Below are 23,432 nucleotides of genomic sequence, written 5' to 3'. Positions count from 1 at the left end.
GTCGGCACTTGAGCATGCGCTGCTCAGCAATGCGGTAACCGTAGAGATAATGATCAAGGCTGATCGCATGGGCGCGTGCCATCTCCAGGGGTCTGTCCCCGACAGCCGCCTGTGATGATTATGCAGCGTTGATCGGTACTGTTCGGTGTGCTCAGAGGTTCGCATTTCCTGCTCGCCACTGTTCCCACGGGATGTTCCAATCGCCGAGACCGTCGGTACCGGACAGTGTTGGACCCACGGTGTTGACGACTTCGACGATGTCGCCGCGCTTGGTGTTCTCGTAGAACCAGACGGCATTCGCGGGGCTGACGTTGAGGCAGCCGTGGCTTACGTTGGCACGACCCTGACTGTTGACCGACCATGGTGCTGAATGCACATAGATGCCGCTGTAAGACATCTGCGTCGCCCAATCGACGTCGAGCCGGTAACCGTCTGGCGAATTGACCGGCACGCCGTAGGTCGACGAGTCCATGATCAGATTCGGGTACCTGTCGCCGATGATGTAGGCGCCGTTGTCAGTGGGTGTGCTGTCTTTACCCATGGACATCGGCATGGTCTTGACCAATTCGCCGTTGCGCCTGACGCTCAGCGTCTTGGTGGTGTCGTCGGCGGTGGCGATGATCTGGTCGCCGATGGTGAACCGGGTGCTGAGGTCGTCCTGGCCGAACAAGCCGTTCCCGAGGTCGACACCATACGTCTTGACCGAAACCTCAACGGTAGTGCCGGGTTTCCAATATTCGGCCGGACGCCAGCGGACCTCGCTACTGCTGAGCCAGTAGAACGCTCCGTCTACCGGGGGAGTAGTGACGACCGAAATCGCGTTCTGGGCAGCCAGACGGTTCGGGATGTCCTCGTCGAAGCGGACGGCGATGGGTTGGCCGACGCCGACGACTTCGCCATTGTTGGGCATGACGTAAGGCATCGTCAGGTTCTTCGGCGACTGCGTTTGGAATGTCATGCTGTTGCGTGTGATGCCGCCGAGTCCGAGCGCTTCGGCGTGCAACGTGTACTGCTTGTTGTAGCCCAGTGGCTCGGTCGTGGCCCACGTCACTCCATCTGGGCTGAGCTGCCCGTCGACCGGAATGCCGTCTGCATTGACCATGGTGACCGGGCCGAGGACGCCGTCGCCGGCGGTCACCGCGACAGGAGAGTCCACCGCCACACCGACGGCACCGTCTGCCACTGAGGATTGCAGCGTAGGTACCAGTAATTCGCTATACGGGTCGCCCTTGTCTGCGATCACTTGCGGTGGCCGCGGGGCCGCGTTGCTGCTGCATCCTATGAGCAGCACCGTCAAGGCCACCACCGTCCCGGCGATGAGCCCGAGCCGAGTGTTCCGCCGACCGATCCGTGAAGTCCGCCGCCGCAGCAGCATGGCTACCCCTTTTCTGCCGTCGTCTCAACGCAGATGCGACGGCTGCAAGCCTCGATGTCCTGCGCCGTCCCGCCGCGTTACACACGTAACCGCCCTTCATGGTCGCCGCTCGGTGTTTTGCTTTCCTGCTCCTTCGTTGAAGGCTCGGTAAAGGTTTGAACGTCGCCTTTGACCTACCAACACGAGCGTGTCGCCACCGAAGCGGCTACTGCATCGATACGTACATCGTAACTACCCCGCGGCGCAAAGGTGGGTTGACTGCGCGGCGCGAGCGGGCCGAGTGCACCTGACACACTCGGTGATGGGAGGGTCTGGCGCGTCAGGGTGAAATCCTCAGCTGCTACTGGGTATGCGTAGTTGTTACGTATGTAATGAGGTCAGCTGGGGTCGTACCCCAGCGAATCGCCGGCGCCGCGGTGTTGCGCGGCGCACGACTGACGCTCGCAGAGTTGCTTCGGTACTCGGTTGCGGCGGGCGCAGAGCCCCGGTGATCGCGGCCGATTATCGCGACGCTTGGGCTGTTATGAAGTGGTGGGAGGCTTGAGGTCGTGACCGGGGATGCTGCGGTCGTCCCGCTTCCCAACGAGGTCGATGCTGTCTTGTTATTCCTCGTACACGACTTGACGCGCAGCCCGACGGCTGTTGAACACGCCCTAGCCGCAGAAGGTCCAGGCGCTTCGAGTGGTGGCCTTCGACGCATTGCACGCCACCCACCGGATGGCTATGCCGGTCGACATGATCGTTGAAGCCATCGACCGTCGTCATGTGACTACGTTGGAGCGGTTTGAGGCACCGTGGAACGTGGCTCGTTTCGTTCCCGATCCGAGGGTCGGCCGAGTGCTGGCCAGTGTGCACATGTTTTCCTCCGGACACATGGCGGGCCATCACGACTAAGGGATCGGCGACAGAAACGCTAGCTCCGGCGGTCAGGGTCTTTACCGATTCTTCATCGAACATGGACCCGACCCTTTAGGTTTTGCCTGCAGGCTGGCTAGCTGCGCAACGAAAGGAATTCGCGTGCAAATGAACCGGATAATCGGCATCGCCGTCGCTGCAGTGGCGGCAGCGCTCGCATTGAGCGCCTGCAGTAACAGCTCACAAAGCGAACAAGACACGTCGTCGATGACTACCTCGGCGGTGGCCACCCCGTCGTCATCCGCTTCTGCAAGCAACGGCGCCCAAGCTCAAGCGCACAACGACGCCGATGTCACCTTCGCCCAAGGGATGATCCCACACCATCAGCAGGCAATTGAGATGAGCGACATGCTGCTGGCTAAGCAGGGCATCGATGGGCGCGTGGTGTCGTTGGCCAACGAAATCAAGGCGGCTCAGGGCCCGGAAATCCAGCAATTGCAAGGCTGGCTATCAGAATGGGGCGTGTCTTCCACGACGTCTCCGGGCGCCGGTATGCCGGGCATGCCCGGCCATGACATGGGCAATATGGGCGGCGGCGGCATGATGACCGAGCAAGACATGACCGCGCTTCGTAACGCGCAGGGTGTCGAGGCGAGCAGGCTGTTCTTGACGCAGATGATCGAGCATCACCGAGGTGCGGTCGCGATGGCGCAGACTGAGGTCGACAACGGCCAGTTCGCGGCGGCGATCGAGATGGCACGTTCGATCATCGCCTCGCAACAAAAAGAGATCGAGACCATGGAGCAGATCCTCGGCTCGCTGTAGGGGTGCCAGAAAGCTAGGAGCGTCGAGCTCTCCTCGATGTCCCCGTGCCGGTGATTCCCGCCGGCGCGGGGACCCTTGCAGCGATCCGCAGGTCAAGAAGTTTGGAGGGCTTGAACCTCGATCGCCGTCTTCGCTGCGGCGAGATGTGTTGGCCCACTTGGGTCACCGGAAATTTTTGTGCCGAAAGCCGAAAACGTGATCCTGCTCGGACGACCCAGGCCTCGGCAAAACACTGGGCGATCGGGCTCGGGCATGAAAGCTGCCCACGCCCGGTACTCTTCAACACCGCCAGCAACTGGATCACGCGCCTGTCGACCGCGCACCACGCTAATCTCCTAGCGCCAGCTGAAAAAGATCCGCCGCTAGCAGCCGGGCTCGGTCATGGTGACCCTCAGTCTGCGTTCGGCCGCTGGGAAAAAGGTTGTCCGACACAGTGGTAGCCGCGATTATGATCGATCGCCTCGTGCATCATGACGCCGATCAACGCTGATGCCGCACAAATCGACTGCTGCCCCGTTCAGTACCCTTTGATCGCGAAACCCATGTCATGCTTAGGCATTGACGTGAATGACCTAGCGTCGCGATGACGGGCGGCGTCGGCTAACCGGTTCTGCGGTGGTGGGGTCGGCGGTGATGGTGTCGGCGCCGAAGAGCGCTTGGCTGAGCACTCGCAGCACGTCGGTGTCGGCGGGCGAGTAGTAGACGAACGTTCCGTCGCGGCGGCTTTTGACCAGGCCGGCCAGCCGCAGCTTGGCCAGGTGCTGGCTGACCACTGTGGGCGCGGCATCAGCGAGATCGGCCAGGCACGCCACCGACGTTTCACCTTGCAGCAGCGCCCACAACACCTTGACCCGGGTCGGGTCGCTGAGCATGCGAAATGTCTCCGCGGCCCTGGTGACCTGCTCCTGGGTGGGCATCGAGAAACCCGCAAAGGACGAGTGCACGGCCAAAGTATAGCGCCGTCTGCGTGATGATCTGCCCATCTGAGCGCGCATTTGCGTATATACGCGAATGCGGCAGCTATGAATCCGGTGACCACTGACGTGCAACACGCCACCACCGCGCTGCAGCGCTCCCCGATCGACTCCTGGCCGGCGCGCCGATCCACCGCCTGGTCGTTACCGGAGGTGCGGTGGGCAGTGGCTGCGACCGCACTGTTCGGGGCGGGGTCGCTGGCGCAGCTCGCCGGGGGGCCGGTCTGGCTGTACTGGGCGCTGTATCTGGCCTGCTATGCCGCCGGCGGCTGGGAACCCGCCCTGGCAGGGCTGAAAGCCCTGTTGGACAAGACCCTTGATGTCGATTTGCTGATGGTGGTCACGGCCATCGGCGCGGCCGCCATAGGCCAGGTCTTCGACGGCGCCCTGCTGATCGTCATCTTCGCGACCTCCGGGGCGCTGGAGGCGGCGGCGACCAAACGCACCGAAGACTCCGTGCGCGGACTTCTCCATCTGGCGCCCGAAACCGCCACCCGCATCACCGATTCGGGTGAGGAGATTGTTGATACCGCGACTCTCGACGTCGGCGACGTGCTGTTGATCCGTCCCGGTGAACGCATCGGCGGCGACGGCGTGGTCCTCGAGGGTGCCAGCGAGGTCGACCAGGCCACCATCACCGGTGAAGCCCTGCCCGTCGACAAGACCGTTGGTGACGAGGTGTTCGCCGGCACCGTCAACGGCACCGGCAGCCTGGGGGTGCGGGTTTGGCGCCCAGCCGCCGACACCGTCATCGCCCGCATCGTGGCCATGGTCGACCAGGCCAGCGCCAGCAAGGCCCGCACCCAGCTGTTCATCGAAAAGGTCGAACAGCGCTACTCAGTCGTCATGGTGGCCGCCACGATCGCGTTGTTCGTCATCCCCATGCTGGTGGGCTCCGACCTGCAATCAGCGCTGTTGCGGGCCATGACATTCATGATCGTGGCGTCACCGTGCGCCCTGGTGCTCTCCACCATGCCGCCACTGCTGGCCGCGATCGCCAACGCCGCCCGCCACGGCGCGCTGGTCAAATCCGCGGTCGTACTGGAAAAACTCGCCGGCATCACCCACGTGGCTTTCGACAAGACCGGCACACTCACTGAGGGAACGCCGCAACTCATCCACATTCGCCCCCTGCCCGCGGGCCACCTCGACGACACCACACTGCTAAGGTTGGCGGCCTCCGCCGAACACCCCTCCGAGCATCCGCTGGCCCGCGCTATCGCGGCCGCCGCCCACCACGCACAGCTCACCATGGTCGCGGCCACCGACTTCACCTCGACCCCCGGGCGCGGAGTGCGAGCCCGCATCGGTGAGAACATCGTTGAAGTCGGCAGCCCCGCCCTACTCCAAGATCACGACACCGCCGCCCACGCCACCGCTCGCGAACTGGAAGACACCGGCCATACCGCCGTGATCGTGCGCGTCAACGAGGCCCCCGCCGGGGTCCTCGGATTATCCGATCGTCCTCGCGAGCAGGCGGCCGACGCCGTTGCTCACCTCGCCACGCTCACCGGCGCCCAGCCGATCCTGCTTACCGGCGATAACCGCCGAGCAGCGGCCCGCATGGCCGCCGATCTGGGCATCACCGATGTCCGGGCCGGGCTGCTGCCCGAGGACAAAGTCAGCGCCGTCCGCGAGCTTGAAGCCAGCGGCGCCAAAGTCATGCTGGTCGGTGATGGAGTCAACGACGCCCCGGCCATGGCCGCCGCCCACATCGGCGTCGCCATGGGACGAAGCGGCTCCGACCTCGCGCTGGAAACCTCCGACGCCGTAATCACCCGCGACCTGGCCACTCTTCCCGCCGTCCTTGAATTGGCGCGCCGCGCCCGCCGTGTCGTGGCCGCCAACCTGATCATTGCCGCCACGTTCATCGCGGTCCTGGTCACCTGGGACCTCGTCGGACATCTCCCGCTGCCGCTGGCTGTGGCAGGCCATGAAGGCTCCACTATCCTCGTCGGCCTCAACGGGTTACGACTTCTGCGCGCCAACGCCTGGCCCACCGCCGCCAAACGCCGCGGTAAACCCAGGGAGACAGACCGATCTGACACGACACGCCGCTAATTACATAGCCCGGCCGCGGACGTGGACAGATTGTCCAATTAGGGTCGGACGTGCAGGTCTTGAGACGCTGGCCTCGGCAAGTCTGGTCGGCGGTGCTCGGACGTGGCGACCGGAAATGTGATGATGAACGTGGCTCCGGTGCCCGGGCCTTGGCTGCGTGCTGTGATTGAGCCGCCGTGTGCCTCGACGAGTGCCTTTGCGATTGCTAAACCGATGCCGGCCCCGCTGTTGTCATGGGCACGTTCCGGTTCCACGCGGTAGAACCGCTCGAATACGTACGGAAGGTGTTGGGCGGGAATGCCTTCACCGGTGTCGGAGATGCTGACTTCGAGCTGGTGACGGTCTATGTGGACGCGGACGTCGACGTGGCCGCGTGGCGGTGTGTGCCGCAATGCGTTGTCAAGCAGGTTGGCCAGAACCTGAGCGAGTCGCTGCGGGTCGCCCGAAACGGTAGGCACGCGGGGTGGCAGGTGGGTGGACAGCGTTACCTGTTTGGCTCGGTAGCGTTTGGCGGCGGCGCTGACCGCGGTCGTGACCAACTCGGCGATGTCGGTGTCAGTCGTCGTCATCGATGCGGAGCTTTCCTCGGCTTGTGCCAGAGCGGCGGCATCTTGAGCGAAACGCACCAGCCGGCGTGTCTGATCACGCAGCATGGCAACGGTGGTCGGAGTCAGTGACTCGACACCGTCTTCGACCGCTTCCATATAGGCTTCCAGCACCGCTACCGGGGTTCGAATCTCGTGGGCCAGGTCAGCGAAGAGGTGGCGGCGGGTGGCATCCACTGCCTGCAGGCGCCCGGCCATCTGATTGAACGCAGCCGCCAGCGCGTCGAAGTCCTGCCCGAGGTGCGGTGGAGCTACCCGCACGGTGTAGCGGCCGTCGGCGACCGCGGTCGCTGCTGAGGCTACCTCTGTGACGGAGCGCTGCAGCCGCCGGCTGATGTACCAGCTGACCGCGAAGGCCGCCAGTACCGAGACCGCCAACGCGCCGCCCACCGCGGCGACCATGGCGTACTGGTAGGCCTCCTCGGCATGATGCTGCTCGGCCGAGTGAGCCGCGACGCCGGCCTGGCGCAGGTGGTCACGAAACAATGGTGGCCCTACGATGGCGGCGACCATCCAGGTGGTCAGCGCACCGGCCAGTAACACCGTGGTTTGAGCGACCAGTAGTCGCATGCCGATCCCCGGGCGCCACCAAGCGCGCACCGGCGCTCGTTGGGCGTTCGCAGCCGCGCTCACTGTCCGCCTCCCATCCGGTATCCCACGCCGCGCACGGTCAGCACATAGCGCGGGGTGCTCGCGTTCTCGCCCAGCTTGCGTCTCAAATGACCGATGTGGACGTCTACGACGTGCTCGTCGCCGACCCACGGTCCCTCCCGCACCGTTTCGAGTAGCTGGCGGCGAGTCAAGACCACGCCCGGGCGCGCAGACAACGCACTCAGCAAGTCGAACTCGGTGCGAGTCAACCGGATCGGCTCACCATCGAGGTGCACCTCTCGGGCGGCGATGTCGACTTGCAGCTTCCCGAAGCGCCGCGGCGGTGCAGCCTGGTCGCCTCCGGCCACCGTGCGCGGCCGGCGCAGCAGAGCGCGGATACGGGCCACCAACTCGCGTGGACTGAACGGCTTGGTGATGTAGTCGTCGGCGCCGACGGTCAGCCCCACGATGGTGTCCATTTCCGTGTCACGGGCGGTGAGCATCACCACGTATGCATCAGAGAAGCTGCGCAGCTGCCGGCACACCTCCAACCCGTCGGCACCGGGCAACCCCACGTCGAGCACCACCACGTCGGGATCAAACTCACGCGCCAGAGCCACCGCTTCCGAACCGTCAACGGCGGTGCGGGTTTCGAACTGTTCGCGCTGCAGATAACTGGCCACCACTTCGGCGAGTGCCGCCTCGTCGTCGACGATCAATGCCCGGTAGCCCGGCGCGCCCAGACCTCCCTGAGCTGACGTGCCATCCATAGCGTCCATAGTGCCCGTGAACAGGCACCAACTACACCGATACTCCGCTCGCGGCGGCACACTGGCGCCAGCCGATCAGGTCTTGAGCAAATCTTCACAAAACCTCCACTGAATCAGCGGACGTGGGCGGGCACCTTGGAGATCGAAAGGAAGGCCGGGTCGATACATGGTGCCGTACTGGGGCTGGGAAAGCTGGCTGGTGGCTAGCGGCACGTTGGCCGCATCCTGGACGGCTGTGGTCGCGACGGCGGTCGCATGGTTTGGCGCCTTTTCCAGCGACCGGAATACCCGCAACTTGGGTGTGGCGACGCGCGACATGTCGATTGACCCGGTCGATAAGACCCGAGCGGACGGCCCCCGAGGCTCGTCCCCGATCGATGGAGAAGCGACGATCACATGAGTCATCCCTTGTCTATCCATGCGCCCGAACTACATGCGGCGCAGTACCGCGGATTGGGCCGCTACGAACGACCGGACAACCTAGTCGGCCGCACACCGGTACTGCGGGTTTCTGAGCCGTTCAGCAGCGCGGACCGCGGATTCTGGGCCAAGCTCGAAGGCATCAATCCCGGTGGCTTAAAAGACCGCCCCGCAATGCACATGGTGGAGTGCGCCCGAGCACGCGGAGACTTGCGTCCGGGTGCGCGCATCGTCGAATCCACAAGTGGCACACTGGGCTTAGGGCTGGCGTTGGCCAGCATCGTGTACCACCATCCGGTGACCTTGGTCACCGATCCTGGTATGGAACCCATCATCGTGTCGATGTTGCGCGCCTACGGCGCCGACGTCGAAATGGTCACCGAGCCGCACCCGACGGGCGGATGGCAGCAGGCGCGCAAAGACCGCGTCGCGCAGCTACTGGCCGAAGACCTCGAGGCGTGGCAGCCCGACCAGTACAACAACCCCGACAACGTCGACGCCTACCGGCCGCTGGCCTTGGAGCTCCAAGCTCAGCTGGGGACGGTCGACGTGCTGGTGTGCTCGGTCGGAACCGGGGGCCATTCCGCTGGCATCGCGCGGGTACTGCGCCAGTTCAATCCGCACTTGCACCTGATCGGGGTGGACACCATCGGCTCAACGATTTTCGGTCAACCCGCCGCAAACCGACTGATGCGAGGGCTGGGCTCGAGTATCTATCCACGCAACGTCGACTACGCCGCATTCGACGAGGTGCACTGGGTGGCGCCGGCAGAGGCGGTGTGGACCTGCCGTACCTTGGCGGGCACCCATTACGCAACGGGCGGTTGGAGTGTCGGCGCGGTCGCGCTGGTCGCGGGTTGGGCGGCACGCACCTTCTCAACTGACACGACGATCGCCGCAGTTTTCCCCGATGGGCCACAGCGCTAATTCGACACTGTCTACAACGACGACTACTGCCGTCGCCATGACTTGCTGCTAACACAGCCGCCGCAGCAGCCCAACGTGATCGACGATCCCACCCACGAGGTCGTCACATCATGGACCCGCTGCGCTACGGTGATCGATCCCATGCAAACAGTGGGCTAATGACACTGCCCGGCCTGGTCGTTGTGCGTCACGCCGGCGGATACCGGTTAAAAAGCCCGGAACGGGTGCTGCGCCAATTCGCCGACCACTGCCGGAGGGAAGGCTATTCGGACGGGCCGATCACCAAAGAAGCGGTCGACGGGGTTCCTCTACGACCGTCACCTGCGGCCGAGCACCCTGCGGCGCAACGAGTTGGTCCTGCGCCAACTGGCCGCTCATGCCCAAGCCGCCGGCTGGCAGGCCTGCATGCCGGCCGCGGCAACCCTGGTCCGTGCCCGTCATCAGGTGCCCTAAGTGTTCACCGACGACGAGGTGCGCCGATCGTTCGCTGTAATCGATTCCCAGCCGATGTCCTCATATTCGAACAAGGCGATGGTCGACCCGGTGTTCTTTCGGGTGCTGTATGGCGCCGGGCTGCGCATCTCCGAGGCGCTGAACCTGACCGTCTCGGACGTGGACACGCAGTCCGGGACGCTGAAGATCCGGGACTCGAAAACGGTGCGGTCAGGACCATCCCGATCACCCGCCGGCTGGCCGCGACTGTGGGTTCCTACATCGGGGCCGCGCACCCGGTGCCCGAACCCGACGCTCACATCTTCTACAGCAGGGCGCCGGGCAGCCCGATCAACCAGGCGAGCGTCTACGTCCGGTTCCGCAGCTATTTGGCCGACGCCGAAATCCCGCATTTCACCGGCGGCCCGCATCGGCACTCGCTGCGTCACGGATTCCCCGTCGCCAACCTGCGGCGCTGGGCCGAAGCCGGCACCGATGTGGCCGCGATGTTGCCCTACCTGGCCTGCTACCTGGGCCACGCCGACCTGCGCGGCACCCAGTACTACCTGCGGCTGACCGCCGATGCCTATCCCGAGGTGATAGCCCATCAAATCCGGTTCGGCTACGTCATCCCCGCACCGGCCGAGGACCAGTCATGACACCGCAGCAGCGGCCGGCGCCGCCCCCGGACCTGGCCGGGCGCCAGCTCGCGAAATTCTTCACCGATCACCTGGCCGGGGAACGCGCGGCCTCGCCGAGAACCATCGCCTCCTACCGGGACGCGATCAAACTCCTGCTGATCTGGTTCAAAACCGCAGAGCGCATACCTCCAGAGAAACTGCGCCTCGCCGACATCGACCGGCCCCACATCCTGCGGTTCCTGGACTGGCTGGAAACCGAGCGCAACTGCTCGGCAGCCACCCGCAACCAGCGCCTGGCGGTGATCAAGTCGTTTTGCCGCTACACCGCCGTCGAGCAGCCCGACCGGCTCGACCAAATCACCCAGATCCTGGCGATCCGGCGGAAGAAGACCCCCGCCCCGGATGCGGGACACCTGACCGGCGACGAGATCAAGGTACTGCTCGCCCAGCCCGGCACCGCCAGTACACGCGCCATCCGCGACACCGTGCTGCTCGCCCTGGCCTACGACACCGCCGCCCGCGCACAAGAAGTCTGCGACCTCAACGTTGCCGACATCCGCCCCGCCAACCCGGTCACCGTGACGATCCACGGGAAGGATTCCACGATCCGATACGTGCCCCTGATGGGCCCGACCGCCGGGCTCATCGCCGACTACCTCGAGCACCGCAAACCGCACCCCGGGCTCGGCGCCGACACCGACCCGCTATTCCACGGGCCCAACCACTCCAGACTGACCAGATCCGGCATCGCCAAGATCCTCGCCCGCCACGTGCGAGCCGTCCGGGCCGACGACCCCGGCTGGGCGCCCGGACTGTCGGTCACGCCCCACACCCTGCGGCGCAGCCGGGCGATGCACCTGATCCAGGCCGGCGTCAACCTGAACTACATTCGCGACCTGCTCGGCCACGCCGACGTGTCCACTACCGAGATCTACGCCCGCGCCGACGCCGAGACCAAATGCAAAGCGATCGAGAACGCCTAGCCACCGACCCCGGACGTGCTGCCGGACTGGACCTCGGATGCGGCGTTGATCGGCTGGTTCGACTCGCTGGGCCGTTGACGCCGCGCCCGTGCTATGCGGACATCCGCAGCAACCCCTAGCCACCAGAAACGATCCGACCGGGCGCATAACCCGGCCGTCCACCTGATGCCGTTATGCGGAATCCACATAACCGGCACAGCTTTGCCGTGCACACCCGCTGGGGCTGGTATCGCAGCGGAGCCGACGTCGAGGACCCGGCTGCATGCTGGGTCGATCGCGGCCAAGTGCGCGGCGAAGTGGTTGAGTCGGCTCGCGGTGCCGGTGACGGTGCTGCGGGTATGGGTGGCGGTGAGCCGGTCGAGGTCGGCCACCAACGAGTCCCGCAGGGCGGGGGTGGCATCCCGCATACGCTCGGCAAAGCTTTGCCGTAGCAGGCTGGTTGCGTTCACCGGCTGCTCGGCGAATACGCCGAGATGGAACATCACTTGGGGCAGTGTGCGCCGCGCTGCTGTAATGGCGGCTGGCCTTTCTCGGCCATGTCGCGCCGCGCTGGCAGCCAACAAGTCGTCGAAGTTGTTGTCGGTAATGTATCGAGTCGCTTTCCGCTCTGGATGAGTAGTCGGCCGATCACCTGGGATGCGGTGGCGCTGCGGGTGTGTTCGGTGAAACCGAGTTCGGCGGCGGCGAGGAATCTGGCCAGGTCCTCCCAACGGTCCCGGTGGCAGGTGACACCAGAACACGCGCAGCTTGCGGCGGATCAGGTAGTCATAACCCGGCCGCAGATGCCCGGCCAGCATCAAGTACATCACGAACGACCGGGTGAGATCAGACATCGCCAACCGCGTCTGGAGCGGCTCGCCGGCCCACCGCTGCGGGTCGGGCCAGTGCCGCAGGAACGTGCGCGCGGCCGGACCAAGGTTCACACTAATCAACCCGAGCCGGTCGCAATGCTCGGCGTAGGCGGCGAGCAGGTCGGCCTCAGGGGCGGGCGCGTAGCCGAGCGCGGGCGGCATCGAACTCCGCCCGCAAAAACGATGAGGCCAAATGGATGTAGGCGGCAGCGGAGTCGACATGATCTTGACCCATCAGCGCCTGAATCACCGACAGGTCGACTCCCGCCTCGGCCAGCGCGGTCCCGAACGTATGCCGCAATGCGTGGGGGTGGCCCGCGGCGACGCCGGAGCGCTCGCGGTGATAGCGGAACACGGTACGCAGTTCCCGCCGGGTCAGTGGCTGTCCGCGGTGGGCACCTTTGGCGACCACGAATAGTGCATCAGCGTCGGTCTCGGGGCGCTCAGCCAGCAGATAGGTTTGGATCGCGCCGGCCACGTCGATGTCTGCTGGCTCCCGCGGCGCGGGCGGTGCTGATCGCGGAGGCGACCATCCGCCCGGCGCCCTTTCCCGAGCCGGTCTTTCCGGCGCGCAACCGCATCTCGGCGCTCACCGGCGCGACGCCTGCGGTGCTTGTCGTGGCTGCCAACGGCGAGAGACCTTTGCGCAGGATCTGCTTGCCGGCGATCTTGCTGTGTCCGTAAGAAACGCCTTGCTTGGCGTGACCGTAGACCGGGCGCAGCAGCGAGTCGATGTCGATGAAACACCTGCCCATCGGCCCCGGGCATCAACTCGACTCGCCCGCACAACGCCACCAAATGGTTGCGCAGCACCGACTCGTGTTGCCGGGCGTGACCGAAGGTGAACTTCCGCAACAACGTTCCCACCGTCGACGGGGCGTATTCGCCACCGAACACGGTCTTCATGCCACCCGCACATCGATGTCGTCGATGCTGTCGGCCCCAGCGCACATCCCCGCAATGAGCGTGGCCAGTTTCGCCGACCCGGACGCGATCCGCGGCTCGGCAATATGGACCTTGTCGGCCAGCGCCAACGGCATCAGGAAGCGAGCTGCGCGTTTCTCTGGGTGGCTGGGCGGTCGGCCCTCCAGGGAGATTGCCCCGTCGGCCAGTGCGTCGGCGGGGCACAGCTTGCCCCAGTGTCCTCCGCGCATTGGCGCTTCCGACCGGCCCCAGTCTTGGTCGTCCGTTCCGGCCCGGCTTCGCGCCAAGAACTTTGAACCAGTTCGACGTGAGTGTCAGCCCTCGTCTGGTGATGCTGCGGGCTAACGCGGTTACCCAGGATAGTGGTGTCGCCGCGCCTGGGGTCCGTGTATTAGTTATCCACCTCACATTCGACGAGGAAACCATTCAGCGTGTTCGTTTTCTGCCTGCCTGCACCAATGCCGACCTTCCGCAGTACGTCTTCATTCCTGAGCTTGCTGCTCTCTCTTGGCTTCCCGGCCTTCAGGGCTTGCCGCCGAGTTGCCCGGGGTGTTGGCTGTCGCAGCGGGGGCATTACAGTTCAGGCTAAGCCGGTATTCGTTGGAGACCACTCGGTAGCGGACTCCTTGACGTCCGTACCGCCCGTCACGGCCAGGGACAGCCTGGACGACCGGAGGTCTCACGAATGTCGATTTCGAAACGCCAGTGACGATGCACTTGCTCAGGGGAAGCCTGTCGCCGACCCGGGTCGCGATGATTGCCGTGCCGCCCTCCTGCGCGATGACCCCCGTGACCTCGGCGTAGGTTTGGCCCTCCAGGTGGGCCGCGGCCGACGCAATTCCCGGCAAAGAGAACAGGGCACTTGCCGCAACGGCAGCGGCGGCTGCACCTGCCATAACGTTGATCTTGACCGTCACGAGCGGATCCTGTCAGTGATCGTTGGCTAGCGTTCCAGCCATCTGATGTAAGCGAGCACTTGCCAGTGCCGGCTTAATGTCGGGTTCGATCTCCTCTACCCGACTTCATCGTGCGCCGCGATATGCACCGAATCGATCGAGTTCCTATGAAGATTCGTTGAAGACCCGATCGGCGTTAAAGACTCGATGAGTTTTTGGGCGTCGAGCGCTGTGCCTGGAGCCGGTATGTGGCTGGCGCGCACCGGGTGCCATCAACAGTGGGGAGACTGTGTAAGCGGCCTGGTGCGGGCAGGCCGGTTGCGGACGGTGGTCGGGTGAGGTGTCCGACCCGATGGTCGCCGGCACCCCTCGCAACGCTGCTAAGAGTGTCGCGACATTCAGGATGCGGGTGGGCTGTTCACAGTGACCCACATGTTCGCGGAATAATGGATAGTGCTCGAGCACAACATCGTTCGTTTGCAATGCCAAACGTTTGCCACATGGTCATCGATAGGACCAACGGTATTGGTCGTTTGGCGCCCCGGCCCGGGGGGGGGACTGGTGCTAATAGGCTACACATCGGGGCACCCACGACAACAGCGCTCTACGTCTATCATCCAGTCGTGTATTGAACGCCGATGGCGTCTTTAACGAATCTTCACATCCTCTTCATCAATTCGGTGGGTATCGCGGCGCACGGTGAAGACGGGAAGGAGACCGGATCCGACATGATGTGGTACTAGTGGACTTGCGGTGGGTGCCAGGTGGGTTTGGGCCCGGTCGCCGGGAATGCAGCGTGTGATGAGTGACCTCGTGGCATCGGGCGGCGGTTTAAGCAGACGGCGGTTTCTAGGGGCCACCGCTGCGGCTGGGATGGTGTTAGCGGGTTGCACGCGCTCAACCGACAGGACCGCGCAACCGGATCCGGTGGCGGTCGCTGAGTCGCGTCGCCCGCACAGCGGACGCACGGTCAGCGCAACACTGACCGCCCAGCGCACCCGCGCCGACCTCGGCGGGGTGATTGCCGAGACGCTGTCCTACAACGACACCGTGCCGGGGCCGCTGCTGCGGGCCAGCGTCGGCGACGAGTTGGCGGTCACCGTTCGGAACCGATTGAGCGAGCCGACGTCGGTTCACTGGCATGGCATTGCGCTGCGCAACGATATGGACGGTGCCGCTCCGGCGACGCCCAACATCGATGCCGGACGCGACTTCATCTACCGATTCTCGGTGCCGCACCCGGGAACCTATTGGGCGCATCCCCATACCGGGTTGCAGGCCGACACCGGCCTGTACCTTCCGGTGATCGTCGACGACCCGACCGAGCCCGGCGATTATGACGCCGAATGGGTGGTGATGCTGGACGACTGGACCGACGGTGTGGGTTCGAGCCCTCAACAGCTCTATGAGGGGCTTCGCGCCATGGGCCCGCCTGCGCACGATATGCCGGGGATGGGAGACATGGGCGATATGCCCGGATCAGCGACGGTGCCCGGGGTGGGCGGCACGGGCGGCAGCGAACTGCTCGGTGGCGACGCCGGAGATATCACCTACCCGTACTACCTGATGAACGGCCGAATCCCGCAAGCTCCGAGCACGTTTCGCGCAATACCTGGCCAACGAGTTCGTATCCGGCTCATCAACGCCGGCTCGGATACCGCGTTTCGGGTGGCGCTGGCCGGCCACTCGATGATGGTCACACATACCGACGGCTTCCCGGTGGTTCCGACTGAGTTTGACGCTGTGTTGGTCGGGATGGGGGAGCGTTATGACGTGGTGGTCACCGCCGGTGACGGGGTCTTTCCGCTCGTCGCCGCCGCTGAAGGTAAGAACGCCGTGGCGCGAGCGCTGCTGGTCACCGGAGCCGGTGCGCCTGCTGCGCCGGATTTCCGGCCACCGGAGTTGTCTGGCCGCGTCGGCACGGTAGAGCAGGTGAGCGCGGCGCCCAGCGTGACGCTGCCGAGCCGCACCGCCGACGTGGCACTGCCCGCCGACCTCGCAGGATCAATGGCCACCTACGATTGGACGATCAATGGTCGGCCGTTCGCCGCTACCGAACCGCTGAACGTGCAGCAGGGCCAGCGCGTCGCGGTGACGTTCAACAACATGTCCATGATGTGGCACCCGATGCACCTGCACGGCCACACCTTCGAAGTAGTGACAGCCGACCAGCGGCGGCCAGGCCCCCGCAAGGACACCGTCAATGTGCTTCCGATGCAGAAACTCACGGTGGTCTTCGATGCCGATAACCCGGGGATATGGATGCTGCACTGCCATAACACCTATCACCAGGAGGCCGGCATGATGACCAGCCTGAACTACAGGACCTGAGGGCCGTGCGTCGATCTTCGCCAGAATGACTCAGTGATATCCGTAACATCTCCGGCGTCGGTGACTTGTTAATGCACGCCTTGTGTTCCGAGCAGTGCGACGAGCGCTGACGCGTCGAAGACCAATGGGTGCCCAATGCTGCCAAACTGTGTACGTAAGCAAATAGTACGTATATGCAGGAACGATTCCTCAAGAAGTGGCCGGGTGGGTGGCGCCGGATGAAGAGATCCGGTGGCGGGCAGGCAGATTGCAAACTCTGATGGCGGTACGCCCGGGGCGGGCCTGGTGAGGCGAAATTGAAGAATCGCGACCCGGTAACAACACGGAATCAACTTCGCGCCTGGGCCGTGGCGTGCGTGCGCGCTGTTACTGTGGGCAACGTTGTGAAACACGATGGCTCGCGAACCACGATACTGCTGCGCCGACTGATCGGGCTGGCAGTGATCTCGTGGATGCTGGTCGCTGTCACCGGGTGGGCAGCCACCTGTGTGGATCCTCCGGCGCCGCACGGACCCCATGCTGTGGTATCGGCACTCGGGTCTCAGTTCGCTGAAGTCGTCGATCACCCACATTGTCTGGACGGGTCCATCATCGACCTGCACCACGGTATTGCCGCGGCTGTGCTGCCCCGGGTCATGACCCTGCCCCTTGCGCTTGGATTGGTCACCGCCGTGGCTTTGGCGCTGGGCTGGTGGGGCGCCGCGGTCGGCACATCCATGCGTGGCCCGCCGCCGGCGGCCCGGGCTGTGCTCTGGGGTCGTGATCGGCTCACCCGGTTCTGTATCACACGCTGCTGAGTGGGCGGCGCATGACCTGTCCGCATTGAGCGGACTCGGGTCGATGTCTGCTGCCCACCATCCATAGCCGCGTCCTCTTCAGCGCTGCGGCTCCGACGCAGAAGCGTGGAAACCCTATGAACCATGTCCTATCCGTACACACGCCCGACCTGTCCGCCTCACGTCGCCGCGCCGTCGGCCGGTATCACCGCCGGCCTGCCACGCTGGTCGGCCGCACTCCAGTGCTGTGGATCGGTGCTCCGTTCAGCTCTGAAGAGCGGGGCTTTTGGGCCAAACTCGAGGGCTTCAACCCCGGCGGGATGAAGGACCGCCCGGCCATGCACATGGTGGAGCGTGCCCTCGCCCGTGGCGATCTGCAGCCGGGTGGCCGGATCGTCGAATCCACCAGCGGCACACTCGGGCTGGGGCTTACGCTGGCGGGCACCGTATACGGGCATCCGGTGACGCTGGTCGCTGATCCCGGTATGGAACCGATTGTTCAACGAATGCTTTCGGCATACGGTGGGCAGGTGGATCTGGTGACCGAGCCGCACCCGCGGGGCGGTTGGCAGCAGGCTCGGCGCGATCGGGTGGCCGAGATTTTGGCCGGTGATCCGACCGCCTGGTATCCGGATCAGTACAACAATCCCGACAATGTCGACGCGTATCGGGGCTTAGCGCTGGAGTTGCAGAATCAGCTGGGGTCCATTGACGTCTTGGTGTGCTCCGTGGGCACCGGCGGGCATTCGGCCGGCGTGGCGCGGGTGTTGCGCGAGTTTAATCCCGACTTGCAGCTGATCGGCGTGGACACCGTTGGTTCGACGATTTTTGGCCAGCCGGCAAGCACGCGGTTGATGCGCGGCCTGGGCTCGAGCATCTACCCCCGCAATGTGGATTACCGCGCATTCAACGAGGTGCACTGGGTGGCGCCCGCGGAGGCGGTGTGGGCGTGCCGAACCTTGGCAGCCACCCACTACGCCAGCGGTGGGTGGAGTGTGGGGGCGGTCGCGCTGGTGGCCGGTTGGGCGGCGCGCACCTACCCGCAGGGTACAAGGATCGCCGCGGTGTTTCCCGACGGCCCGCAACGCTACTTCGACACCGTCTACAACGACGACTACTGCCGGGCACACGGAATCCTGGCAGGCCCTCCAAGCGCAGAGCCCGCGGTCGTCGCGGAGCCGACAGAGTGCGTCGTGCAGTCGTGGACGCGGTGCGCGCGGGTGGTTGACCCCGTGGCGGTGGCGCGGTGAGGGCAGTGGCCGCACAGTTCAGGAGTTTTGGTTGGCCGAGCCGGCTGCTGATGATCAACCAGTTCGGCATCAACCTGGGCTTCTACATGCTGATGCCTTACTTGGCGGGATATCTGGCCGGCCCGTTGGGGCTCGCAGCATGGGCGGTCGGTCTGGTGCTGGGCGTGCGTAATTTCTCACAGCAGGGCATGTTCATCATCGGAGGCACGCTTGCTGACCGGTTGGGCTACAAACCGCTGATCGTGGCGGGATGCCTGCTGCGTACCGCAGGGTTCGGGTTGCTGGTCGTGGCCGAGTCACTGCCGATGGTGTTGATCGCCTCGGCGGCGACGGGCTTCGCCGGAGCATTGTTCAACCCGGCGGTACGCGCTTATTTGGCAGCCGATTCCGGTGATCGGCGCGTCGAGGCGTTCGCAGTGTTCAACATCTTTTACCAGGCGGGCATTCTGGCCGGTCCGCTGGCGGGACTGGCGCTGATGGCGCTCGACTTCCGCGTCACCGCGGCAGCGGCGGCGACAGTGTTCGCGCTACTGACCGTTGCCCAGTTGTTCGCCCTTCCCCAGCACAGCGCCACACTCAACGCCGAGAAGGCGTCCGTACTCGATGACTGGCGCGCCGTGGTGGCCAACCGATCCTTTCTGCTGTTCGCGGCGGCCATGATCGGCTCCTACGTGTTGTCCTTCCAGGTATATCTCGCACTGCCGCTGCACGCAGCGATTCTGGCGCCAGACGCCGAAACGCTCTTGGTTGCAGCGGTGTTCGTGGTTTCTGGACTGGTCGCCGTGGGCGGACAACTGCGCATCACTCGCGTGTTCGGTGCACGATGGGGCGCGGGACGCTCACTAATCATTGGAACGCTCATTTTGGCGGTCGCGTTCGTGCCGCTGGCCGTCGTTCCCGATAGTGGCCGGTTCGGCCTGGTGGCGTCCGCGATCGCCTTGCTGTCTGCCGCTGCGCTGCTGGCAGTCGGATCAGCGGCGGTATTTCCCTTCGAAATGGACACCGTGGTATCACTCGCCCAGAACCGGTTGGTCGCAACGCATTACGGCTTCTATAACACCATCATCGGTGTCGGTATACTCGCCGGCAACTTGGGTACCGGTGCGCTGATGCAAGCCGCGCGCGATGCCGGCGCGCCAGAGCTGATCTGGGTAGCGCTGAGCCTAATTGGCGGGCTGACGGCATCAGCGCTCTTCTACCTTAATCGCAGCGGGCGACTGCAGCCGGTGCCGGTCAAAGCCGCCGCGGATCCGGGTCGAGTGACCTCGCCGGACCACCCTCCTGCGCAGTGACTGACCGGGCGTCACGGTGCGGGCCCTTGCATGAACTTCCGAAAAGCAGCCATCGGATCTTTCGAAAGGCCGAAAGTAGCTATTTTAGAAGCGTTCTCATCGTTATCCAACCGTGCCCGCAAGACCGGTAATGCTGTCAGTGCTTTGAGGTACCTTTAACTAGTAGCTACTGAGCTACTACGTACTAACCAGGGCGATGAATGGTTGGTCCAGCGGCGAATTGGGAGTGGACATGGCTACATTGGCAAAGATGGCGACGATAGTCGCCGGTATCACCACCGCGGCCGTGTTGGTCGCTGCGCCGGCATCTGCTGCCCCAACGGGCCCTGGCTCTGCGCAGGATACGGTGAAAAGCCTTGAGGACAGCGGATATACGGTCATCGTGAGCAAGACCGGATCCGCGCCCCTTACGAAGTGCGCCGTGAGCTCGATTCGACCAGGACGCGACGTCACCGAGATGCGCAGAGACATGCGCGACCGCACCGTGGAGCGGGTGGTGTACAGGACAATGTACGTCGACGTCACCTGCTAGGAGAGGCCGCGCTGCGGCGACGTGGCTAGCGGCCGATCGACCAATGCACACAAGGGTGTCGTGGCCGGGCTGACCCGTGAGATCAACGCAAGGATGTATGACGTTCGAGCGCGTGGTCCAACCGTGTGGCAGGGGAGGTTCGTCGCGGACCGTTTAGAGCTACTATACGTAGTAAGTACGTAGAGTACCGTTTGTGGCGCACGCCGCGGTTGAACGAAGGTGGTGAAGGTTAGTTGCGATGGCTCCTAACCACGGCAGCCGTGGTGGCTGCTTTCCTGACGCCGTCGGCGGGCACGCCAGCCGCCGAAGCTGCGGCCACCGAGACTTTCGGCGTGATTCGCGTCCTTCCGGGTCCCGGTGAGGTGGTCGGGGTCGCCCACCCAGTGGTGGTGGAGTTCATTGCGCCCGTCGTCAATAGGAAGGCCGCCGAACGCACGGTTGCAATCACCACTTCGCAGTCGACGACCGGTGAATTCACATGGCTCGACGATGCAACGTTGGAGTGGATGCCGACCGGCTATTGGCCGGCCCACGATAGGATCGAAGTGCGAGCTGGCGGGTTGAAGACCGAGTTCAGCACCGGTGCTGCGGTGGTCAGTATCGCTGACATCGATGCGCACACATTCACCGTCGAAGTCGACGGCGAGGTGGTCCGTGAAATGCCGGCGTCACTGGGTAAACCCGGTTTCGAAACACCTGTCGGTGACTTCACGGTGTTGGAGAAGCAGCGCAACGTCGTGTTCGACTCACGCACCATCGGTATTCCGCTTGACGACCCGGAGGGCTACCTTATCGACGGCGAATTCGGCGTGCGTGTGACATGGGGAGGTGTCTACGTGCACTCGGCCCCCTGGTCAGTCGACGCGCAGGGATCGGCCAATGTCAGCCACGGCTGCATCAACCTCAGCCCGGAAAACGCCGAGTGGTATTTCGACATGGTGCGAGTAGGGGATCCCGTCACCGTTCAGGCATAGCGGGTCGCGCCGATCCAGCGTGAGTTGACGCCGTTTCGGCGACAGCGGCCACCCCTGCGCATTTCTGTGCGCCCTGCTTCAGCGCTTGTTGAATCGCGCGTATGCCATGGTGGCCGGTAAGCTCATCGTCGAACAGTGGAGGTTCAACGGTGCGGGTGCGCGGTTTCGGCGAGTTGGAAGCGGTCATCATGGAACGCGTGTGGGACTACGGTCCTGAGGCGTCGATGACGGTTCGCGAGATTTTCGAGCAACTGGCCGCCGAACGGCAAATCGCCTACACCACGGTAATGTCCACCATGGACAATCTGCATACCAAAGGCTGGCTGGCCCGCGAACGCGACGGTAGGGCGTATCGCTACTGGGCAACACTGTCGCGCGAGCAGCACACGGCACGATTGATGCGCGATGCCCTCAAGGGCGGGGGGCGGTCTGACCTGGTGCTGAGCCACTTCATCGAGCAGATCGGTCCCCGGGAATCTGAGCGGCTGCGCACGGCGTTGCGGCGGCTGCCGAAGAAGCGGACAGGTAAACGGTGAGCGTCGCTGCGTGCCTGCTGCTCTACAGCTTCGTGGTGTGCGTGGTCGGCCCGCCGATTCTGCGTCGGCTCACCCGTGAAGGGCATGCTCCTCGCTACGGTGTGGCGGCATGGCTGACTGCCATCGGCAGTGTGCTTATCAGCTGGTTGATGGCCGCAGTGCTCATCGTCGGGGACCTTGTCACCGGCGGCGAACACAGCAACGGTGTGGTGGCGTCGTGTCTTGCCGTGTTGTGCGACGTGCTGACTGGGTATGCCGGTCGCATCCCTCAAGTACTGTTGCTCGCCGCCGCAGCCGCCGGTGTCATCGCCGCGTCGCTCGCCGGTGCCCGAATTGCCCGCGCTCTTGCTCGCCTGCGGGCAGGGGCGCTCGAGCACGCTGACGGGGTGCGGTTGGTAGGTCGGCCGGTTGGCCAGGACGTGTTCGTGATCGATGCTTCCGAGCGTGCCGCCTACTGCGTATCGGGTCGCCCACCGGTCATTGTGGTGACGACCGGTGCGCTGGCGGCCCTGGACGACGATCAGCTGGGCGCCGTGCTCGCACACGAGCGCGCTCATCTGGCGGGACGCCATCATCAAGTGATAGCCGCCCTCCGCAGTCTGGCGGTGGTCTTCCCGAAACTCTCGCTGATGACACAGGGTGCCACTGAGGTCTCGCGGATACTGGAGATGTGTGCCGACGACGCGGCGGCCCGTCGATTCGGTCACCGCGCGCTGCTGTTGGGATTGATGTCACTGGTCGGAGCAGCGCCGGCAGGATCACTGGGGGCGGCCGATGTGGCGGTGCTCAGCAGGGCCGAACGTCTGGCGGTTCCTGCAACACCGCCGACGCAGATACGCGCCCGGGCAGCATTGGCCAGCGCATCGACGCTGATGGCCGGCGGACCGTTGCTCATTCTTGCGTTGATGGCATCGGGCACGCTGATGTGCGGTTAGCTCCACGAATGTCGCGCAAGCAGAAGACCCGAGGATCGGTGTGGCCGCCGACCGCGCGCTGGCCTGGTAGTAGGGCAAACCGCGTGGCCGGTGGCTGCTCCGGCGAACATGTGCGGCCCGTCCGACGCAGGCCCGCAACCGATTTTAGCTCTGTCAAGCGTTGTTCAGCCGACATCATCGCCAACTCGGATGCAGACAAGTTAGAACTCTGCGGAGTCCGACATTGTCCTACTAAGACGGCCAGTAGAAGATCACGGTATCCGACTCGACCGCCGGACACGCGACCGCGAACGGGCTGGCGACAGCGCCACCGGCCACACGGCGGCCCACAGAAGGAGTTGTGATCTCTCGCCCGGAGCACGGACATGCTGACCGACACCTCGAACGGCTCGGACACCACGGCCCCTCAGATACAGAGTCCTATCCTGAGCGAACACGACCCCCAGGCCGGACACGGCGAACACTTGGCCTACGTCGCTTAAGATAGCCCGGGCTCGGGCCATGACCGCCATGGCGGGCACGGGGACGTCCGGGGATGTGTTGCGCGGCAGGTTCTCTGGGGCAGCCTGATTTTGTCCGTACCGGTGGTGCTGTTCAGCCACATGGTCGCCGAACTGTTCGGCTACCTCGGATGGCGGGCAGCGTGGTGTCGCGTGGATCGCACCGAATCTGGGGC

Annotated in this window: 19 protein-coding genes and 3 pseudogenes; 14 read left to right on the top strand and 8 right to left on the bottom strand. The window is 64.5% G+C overall.

Annotated features, from left to right (window positions below; genetic code table 11):
* Positions 1-151 precede the first annotated feature (151 nt).
* Positions 152-1,369: an Ig-like domain-containing protein gene (locus tag M1248_RS20705; RefSeq protein ID WP_317149625.1), complete on the bottom strand. Its 1,218-nt coding sequence runs from the start codon at positions 1,367-1,369 to the stop codon at positions 152-154.
* 687 nt (positions 1,370-2,056) lie between these two features.
* Here M1248_RS20705 and M1248_RS20700 point away from each other — a divergent pair.
* Together M1248_RS20700 and M1248_RS20695 are read left to right on the top strand one after the other, a co-directional pair.
* On the top strand, positions 2,057-2,269 hold the full coding sequence (locus tag M1248_RS20700) for a hypothetical protein (protein WP_067387077.1): 213 nt from the start codon (positions 2,057-2,059) through the stop codon (positions 2,267-2,269).
* Positions 2,270-2,398: 129 nt separating this feature from the next.
* Positions 2,399-3,055 carry a DUF305 domain-containing protein gene (locus tag M1248_RS20695; protein ID WP_067387076.1) on the top strand — a complete coding sequence of 219 codons (657 nt, stop codon included), beginning with the start codon at positions 2,399-2,401 and terminating at the stop codon, positions 3,053-3,055.
* Between the two features lie 572 nt (positions 3,056-3,627).
* Here M1248_RS20695 and M1248_RS20690 read toward each other — a convergent pair.
* On the bottom strand, positions 3,628-3,999 hold the full coding sequence (locus M1248_RS20690) for an ArsR/SmtB family transcription factor (protein ID WP_067387074.1): 372 nt from the start codon (positions 3,997-3,999) through the stop codon (positions 3,628-3,630).
* Between the two features lie 78 nt (positions 4,000-4,077).
* Here M1248_RS20690 and M1248_RS20685 point away from each other — a divergent pair, with 78 nt between their 5' ends.
* Positions 4,078-6,090: a heavy metal translocating P-type ATPase gene (locus M1248_RS20685; protein WP_084377057.1), complete on the top strand. Its 2,013-nt coding sequence runs from the start codon at positions 4,078-4,080 to the stop codon at positions 6,088-6,090.
* A gap of 38 nt (positions 6,091-6,128) precedes the next feature.
* Here M1248_RS20685 and M1248_RS20680 read toward each other — a convergent pair whose 3' ends face one another.
* Entirely contained in the window at positions 6,129-7,265 is a 1,137-nt protein-coding gene (locus tag M1248_RS20680) for a HAMP domain-containing sensor histidine kinase (RefSeq protein ID WP_317149624.1), read from the bottom strand.
* Positions 7,266-7,324: 59 nt separating this feature from the next.
* The gene (locus M1248_RS20675) at positions 7,325-8,065 is read right to left on the bottom strand and encodes a response regulator transcription factor (RefSeq protein WP_317149576.1); all 741 of its coding nucleotides are present in this window, start codon (positions 8,063-8,065) and stop codon (positions 7,325-7,327) included.
* A gap of 387 nt (positions 8,066-8,452) precedes the next feature.
* On the opposite strand from M1248_RS20675, the pseudogene M1248_RS20670 reads away from it, so the two are divergent.
* From M1248_RS20670 to M1248_RS20655, 3 genes and pseudogenes are all read left to right on the top strand, one after another.
* Positions 8,453-9,562 (top strand): annotated as a pseudogene (locus M1248_RS20670) (PLP-dependent cysteine synthase family protein).
* Positions 9,563-9,910: 348 nt separating this feature from the next.
* Positions 9,911-10,494: pseudogene (locus M1248_RS20660) on the top strand (tyrosine-type recombinase/integrase).
* Complete coding sequence (locus tag M1248_RS20655; RefSeq protein ID WP_317149574.1) at positions 10,491-11,459, top strand: tyrosine-type recombinase/integrase; 969 nt, start codon at positions 10,491-10,493, stop codon at positions 11,457-11,459. Before M1248_RS20660 ends, M1248_RS20655 begins: the two are co-directional and overlap by 4 nt.
* Here M1248_RS20655 and M1248_RS20650 read toward each other — a convergent pair.
* The 4 genes and pseudogenes from M1248_RS20650 to M1248_RS20635 form a co-directional block, all read right to left on the bottom strand.
* Complete coding sequence (locus M1248_RS20650; RefSeq protein ID WP_084377851.1) at positions 11,456-12,472, bottom strand: hypothetical protein; 1,017 nt, start codon at positions 12,470-12,472, stop codon at positions 11,456-11,458. The two genes, M1248_RS20655 and M1248_RS20650, sit on opposite strands and share 4 nt — an antisense overlap.
* On the bottom strand, positions 12,438-12,788 hold the full coding sequence (locus M1248_RS20645; protein ID WP_234787830.1) for a tyrosine-type recombinase/integrase: 351 nt from the start codon (positions 12,786-12,788) through the stop codon (positions 12,438-12,440). The genes M1248_RS20650 and M1248_RS20645 overlap by 35 nt, the downstream gene beginning before the upstream one ends.
* A 10-nt stretch (positions 12,789-12,798) precedes the next feature.
* A pseudogene (locus M1248_RS20640) lies at positions 12,799-13,338 on the bottom strand (IS1380 family transposase); the annotation flags it as partial.
* A 378-nt stretch (positions 13,339-13,716) separates the two neighbouring features.
* Positions 13,717-14,151 (bottom strand): hypothetical protein, encoded by a 435-nt coding sequence (locus tag M1248_RS20635; RefSeq protein WP_067396623.1) that lies wholly within the window; start codon positions 14,149-14,151, stop codon positions 13,717-13,719.
* Positions 14,152-14,931: 780 nt separating this feature from the next.
* On the opposite strand from M1248_RS20635, the gene M1248_RS20630 reads away from it, so the two are divergent.
* The 8 genes from M1248_RS20630 to M1248_RS20595 all read left to right on the top strand — a co-directional run bounded on the left by M1248_RS20630 (position 14,932) and on the right by M1248_RS20595 (position 22,756).
* Positions 14,932-16,461 (top strand): multicopper oxidase family protein, encoded by a 1,530-nt coding sequence (locus M1248_RS20630; RefSeq protein ID WP_317149573.1) that lies wholly within the window; start codon positions 14,932-14,934, stop codon positions 16,459-16,461.
* A 383-nt stretch (positions 16,462-16,844) separates the two neighbouring features.
* Positions 16,845-17,258: a hypothetical protein gene (locus M1248_RS20625; RefSeq protein ID WP_131808612.1), complete on the top strand. Its 414-nt coding sequence runs from the start codon at positions 16,845-16,847 to the stop codon at positions 17,256-17,258.
* 116 nt (positions 17,259-17,374) lie between these two features.
* A complete protein-coding gene (locus M1248_RS20620) occupies positions 17,375-18,487 on the top strand; it encodes a PLP-dependent cysteine synthase family protein (RefSeq protein ID WP_067395748.1) in 1,113 nt (370 codons plus the stop codon).
* A gap of 50 nt (positions 18,488-18,537) precedes the next feature.
* Positions 18,538-19,779, top strand: coding sequence for an MFS transporter (locus M1248_RS20615; protein ID WP_317149623.1), 1,242 nt, complete (start codon positions 18,538-18,540; stop codon positions 19,777-19,779).
* Between the two features lie 232 nt (positions 19,780-20,011).
* Positions 20,012-20,311, top strand: coding sequence for a hypothetical protein (locus M1248_RS20610; RefSeq protein WP_317149572.1), 300 nt, complete (start codon positions 20,012-20,014; stop codon positions 20,309-20,311).
* Positions 20,312-20,574: 263 nt separating this feature from the next.
* Positions 20,575-21,285 (top strand): L,D-transpeptidase, encoded by a 711-nt coding sequence (locus M1248_RS20605; RefSeq protein ID WP_317149571.1) that lies wholly within the window; start codon positions 20,575-20,577, stop codon positions 21,283-21,285.
* A 149-nt stretch (positions 21,286-21,434) separates the two neighbouring features.
* Positions 21,435-21,821, top strand: a complete 387-nt coding sequence (locus M1248_RS20600) for a BlaI/MecI/CopY family transcriptional regulator (protein WP_083126132.1) — start codon at positions 21,435-21,437, stop codon at positions 21,819-21,821.
* Positions 21,818-22,756: a M56 family metallopeptidase gene (locus M1248_RS20595; RefSeq protein ID WP_317149570.1), complete on the top strand. Its 939-nt coding sequence runs from the start codon at positions 21,818-21,820 to the stop codon at positions 22,754-22,756. The genes M1248_RS20600 and M1248_RS20595 overlap by 4 nt, the downstream gene beginning before the upstream one ends.
* Positions 22,757-23,432: the final 676 nt, after the last annotated feature.

The organism is Mycobacterium sp. 29Ha, from assembly GCF_032883055.1.
GTDB lineage: Bacteria > Actinomycetota > Actinomycetes > Mycobacteriales > Mycobacteriaceae > Mycobacterium > Mycobacterium gallinarum.
The sequence above is the reverse complement of the archived record's forward strand: the minus strand, read 5'-3'. Positions and strand labels throughout refer to the sequence as shown.

Coding starts and splice junctions, on each gene's coding strand:
- M1248_RS20695 (WP_067387076.1), top strand. CDS start 2,399: ATGAACCGGATAATCGGCATCGCCGTCGCTGCAGTGGCGGCAGCGCTC.
- M1248_RS20685 (WP_084377057.1), top strand. CDS start 4,078: ATGAATCCGGTGACCACTGACGTGCAACACGCCACCACCGCGCTGCAG.
- M1248_RS20680 (WP_317149624.1), bottom strand. CDS start 7,265: ATGCGACTACTGGTCGCTCAAACCACGGTGTTACTGGCCGGTGCGCTG.
- M1248_RS20675 (WP_317149576.1), bottom strand. CDS start 8,065: ATGGACGCTATGGATGGCACGTCAGCTCAGGGAGGTCTGGGCGCGCCG.
- M1248_RS20655 (WP_317149574.1), top strand. CDS start 10,491: ATGACACCGCAGCAGCGGCCGGCGCCGCCCCCGGACCTGGCCGGGCGC.
- M1248_RS20650 (WP_084377851.1), bottom strand. CDS start 12,472: ATGCCGCCCGCGCTCGGCTACGCGCCCGCCCCTGAGGCCGACCTGCTC.
- M1248_RS20630 (WP_317149573.1), top strand. CDS start 14,932: ATGAGTGACCTCGTGGCATCGGGCGGCGGTTTAAGCAGACGGCGGTTT.
- M1248_RS20620 (WP_067395748.1), top strand. CDS start 17,375: ATGAACCATGTCCTATCCGTACACACGCCCGACCTGTCCGCCTCACGT.
- M1248_RS20615 (WP_317149623.1), top strand. CDS start 18,538: ATGATCAACCAGTTCGGCATCAACCTGGGCTTCTACATGCTGATGCCT.
- M1248_RS20610 (WP_317149572.1), top strand. CDS start 20,012: ATGGCTACATTGGCAAAGATGGCGACGATAGTCGCCGGTATCACCACC.